The following is a 3,315-nucleotide window of genomic DNA, read 5'->3' as shown; positions in this document are numbered from 1 at the left end:
CATTATTTTCGAGCAGTGGCTTAATCGGTAAGGCGAATAGTCACTAAAGTAACGGGTTCGATAGTTCAACAAACTCAACATAAAGGCAGCCGTAACAACCGGCTGCCTTCTCTATCTAACAGGTAGGTTAGCGTAGTAACAAATTGGACAGTATGGGGGATCGCCAGCAAAACGCGGAAAACCCCGTTTATTATGTGGAAAAAGATTACTGTGATGAAATGGGTAAGCCAATTGGAAATTATTAAAATTAGAATTATCGGAAAAATTAATGCGATTTCTGTATTTCAATATCCTTCCTCCTTATGGGAGTGCAGATATTGCGCTATTGTCATGTGTAATCTCTATTAACATAGTTTCGTTAATCATTGGATTTAAAGCAGTATCAAGTAATAAAAAGTAAAAATAGGGGGTACGAGGTTCAGGCCGACAGCAGTAGCAAGCATCATCCTGTTACCATCTAAACCTAAGGAGGTAATTAATGAAAATTACTACAATCTTAGTGACATTACTATTATTGATAAACACCAATACTCAACAAGAACAACAACAAGATAGTACAGCAGTGCAAAATAAGCAATTCACTGGTGACTGTGTCGCGAAAATATATGAATTTGATCCTGCGTTAATGTGGGGCAACGTAAAATACAGGAAGAAAGAGGGGTTTGATCCAAAGGGATTAGAACGCGGAAAAATAATAGGCGAAGTAAAATTCAAGGTTAATGGGAATGTATGTTTTGGATATACGATGAAAAATGGAGATGCAACCTCGTCAGTGGAAGGAACGCCAATATATCAGGTTAATGGTTATTCTGAACAATTCAGGTTGTTTGTTGGAGAGGATCTTTATGAAGTGACTGATAATCCATATGCAAAGACACTTGGAGATTTTTTTGATATACAGGGAAAGGTAAATAAAGTGAAGATAGAGTACCCTATTGAGAACTCTCCATCGATAGAAATATCAGAGGAGGCGAAAAAACAATTTATTGAAGACTTTTTAAAGGTAGATTACGTGCCATTTGAACGAATCTATAAAGACTCAATGTTTAACAGCACTAAGTATTTCTTGCGTATTCATTTGAACGATGGTTCGAATATAGTTATTTCTTATTGGCCAGATGAGAATGCTTTTAGTCAAGGATATGCTACAGAAAAGATGAAAAAAATAATATTGACTAATGTAGAAAAACTCCAATCACTTTCTCCTCCTTAAATTTGGCGAATCGAGATAAAGAGATAACATTGCTTTACTGAACTAACGGGTTCAAGAGCTTAATACACACGAAGAACGAACGGTAGCCTGCGTAAACGGCTGCCGTTTTCTCAACTAACGGGTAGGTTAACGCAATAAACCGTAAATGTAGTTAGGTCAGGAATGTTTTCATTGAAAATAATGTTTTAGACTCAAAAAATATAGTGTTAGACTGTGAAAATATAGTTCTAGTCTAAGAAAAAATAGATTTAGACTGACTTGGTTTTTATGAACGTATGGGAGGAAAAGAATATATTCATAGGACTAGTACGTTTGGAGGAACCGTAGTAGAGGATGTTGCGTATGGCTGGTAGGATATCTCAGAATTATGTGTTGAGTAAGAGTAACAAGGATTTACACGCGTGTACCTTGTTTAATTAACGGGAGTAAGAATGGAACTACGACGGACTGTTTCAGCAGTCCATGTATCTTGGTCTTTAATAAGTTAAAGGGCAGGATTATTGAAGAAGTATATAGAATATATCTAAAATAAAATAATTTAATTTTGAGATATAAGTTTGAACCAAACCAGACATTTAGCTCAAGATATAACGAGGGAAAATAGATGAGATTACAACTTAGAGCTGATTTAATGCTGCTAATGATTACATTTTTTTGGGGTGGATCGATTTTACTTACAAAAATTGGGCTCGACTATCTGCAAGAATATAATTTAATATCATTACGTTTCACTCTTGCATTTCTTTTATCAGGGATTGTATTTTACAAGCACTTAATTAAGACTGATTTTAAAACAGTAAAATATGCTTTTATATTGTCGTGTATATTGTTTATTGTTTATGTGTTTGCGACTTTCGGTACGAAGTATACATCCGTCTCTAATGCAGGTTTTTTATTTAGTCTCACAGTTATATTTATACCATTATTATCTTCTATATTCTTAAAACAAACGCCTGAAAAAAAAGTTGTCTTCGGAATTGTTTTATCAATAGTAGGAATAGGTCTATTAACCTTACATAACCAATTTAAGATAGGTTTTGGTGATCTGTTTTGTATTCTTTGTGCTTTATTCTATGCCGTTCATATCATGGTTACAGGAGCAGTGGCTAAGCATGTAAATTCCATTTCCCTTGGAGTTTTACAACTTGGTTTTGTTGGACTGTTTAGTATTATTTTCTCTATTTTTATGGAAAAACCAAGACTTCCCGAAAATTATGAGTCATGGTTTGCAATCTTGGCATTAAGTATATTTTGTACAGGAATCGCTTTCATTGTTCAAATCATTGCCCAGCAACATACCAGTCCAACCCATGCAGGTCTTATTTTTACATTGGAACCTGTTTTTTCCTCTGTTTTTGCTTTCTTTTTCACGGGTGAAACTCTCACATCTAGAGGTTATTTAGGGGCATTACTCTTATTAATAAGTGTTCTAATTGCTGAACTAGATTTTAAAAGTTTATTAAAACAAAATTATAAGAAGAATATGGAATAGATATTTTGTGAGGGTACGTAGATTACCCTGTTCTACTATCGGAGTGCGTTAGTTTAAGTAGCAATCATAATAATTATCTTGATCTTCCACAATCGGCGCTTTGATTTAATAAAACTAGAGCACATATTATATATGACTAATATGTGTTCTCCTTTATTTTTAGTCTCTGTTATCATTGATTGTTGATTAAACTAAAGGGCAGTTATGTTCAACAAGGGCGTTCAGATTCCCATCTGGACACTCTCACATGATACTTGCTCACGCAGTTGAACTAGTTATTGCATGCGATACACCATAATCAAATTCGATTAAGGGAGGTGTATCACGTTGTCATGTTCGTGTGGATGTGGGAGAAAGTTCCACGAAAAGAAACATAACAAATTTGATCAAAATCGCATGATCAGTACACGAATTGGAAATGCCATGCTGTCTCGTCCCCCAAAAGCTACTGTAATAGATGGGCCTTACTAAAAAATTATATCGAAAATCTGTTTAAAATTAGTACAGAATATATTAAAAAAGCTCATTCCCCCTTACCTGAGGTGAAGTGCACCCCTTATAGTGGACATTGGAAAAAACACGAGTGTTTTAAACCGATGATTCCTATAGG

Annotated in this window: 2 protein-coding genes; both read left to right on the top strand. The window is 34.7% G+C overall.

Annotated elements, in window-relative coordinates:
- Positions 1-478: 478 nt before the first annotated feature.
- Positions 479-1,213 carry a hypothetical protein gene (locus AN963_RS10355; RefSeq protein ID WP_055744383.1) on the top strand — a complete coding sequence of 245 codons (735 nt, stop codon included), beginning with the start codon at positions 479-481 and terminating at the stop codon, positions 1,211-1,213.
- Between the two features lie 604 nt (positions 1,214-1,817).
- A complete protein-coding gene (locus AN963_RS10350) occupies positions 1,818-2,705 on the top strand; it encodes a DMT family transporter (RefSeq protein ID WP_055744382.1) in 888 nt (295 codons plus the stop codon).
- The last annotated feature ends 610 nt before the right edge of the window (positions 2,706-3,315 follow it).

This window comes from Brevibacillus choshinensis, assembly GCF_001420695.1.
In the GTDB taxonomy this organism is placed as follows: domain Bacteria; phylum Bacillota; class Bacilli; order Brevibacillales; family Brevibacillaceae; genus Brevibacillus; species Brevibacillus choshinensis.
The sequence above is the reverse complement of the archived record's forward strand: the minus strand, read 5'-3'. Positions and strand labels throughout refer to the sequence as shown.

Bases quoted from the DNA above. Each gene is read 5' to 3' on its own strand.
- AN963_RS10355 (WP_055744383.1), top strand. From the start codon at position 479: ATGAAAATTACTACAATCTTAGTGACATTACTATTATTGATAAACACC.
- AN963_RS10350 (WP_055744382.1), top strand. From the start codon at position 1,818: ATGAGATTACAACTTAGAGCTGATTTAATGCTGCTAATGATTACATTT.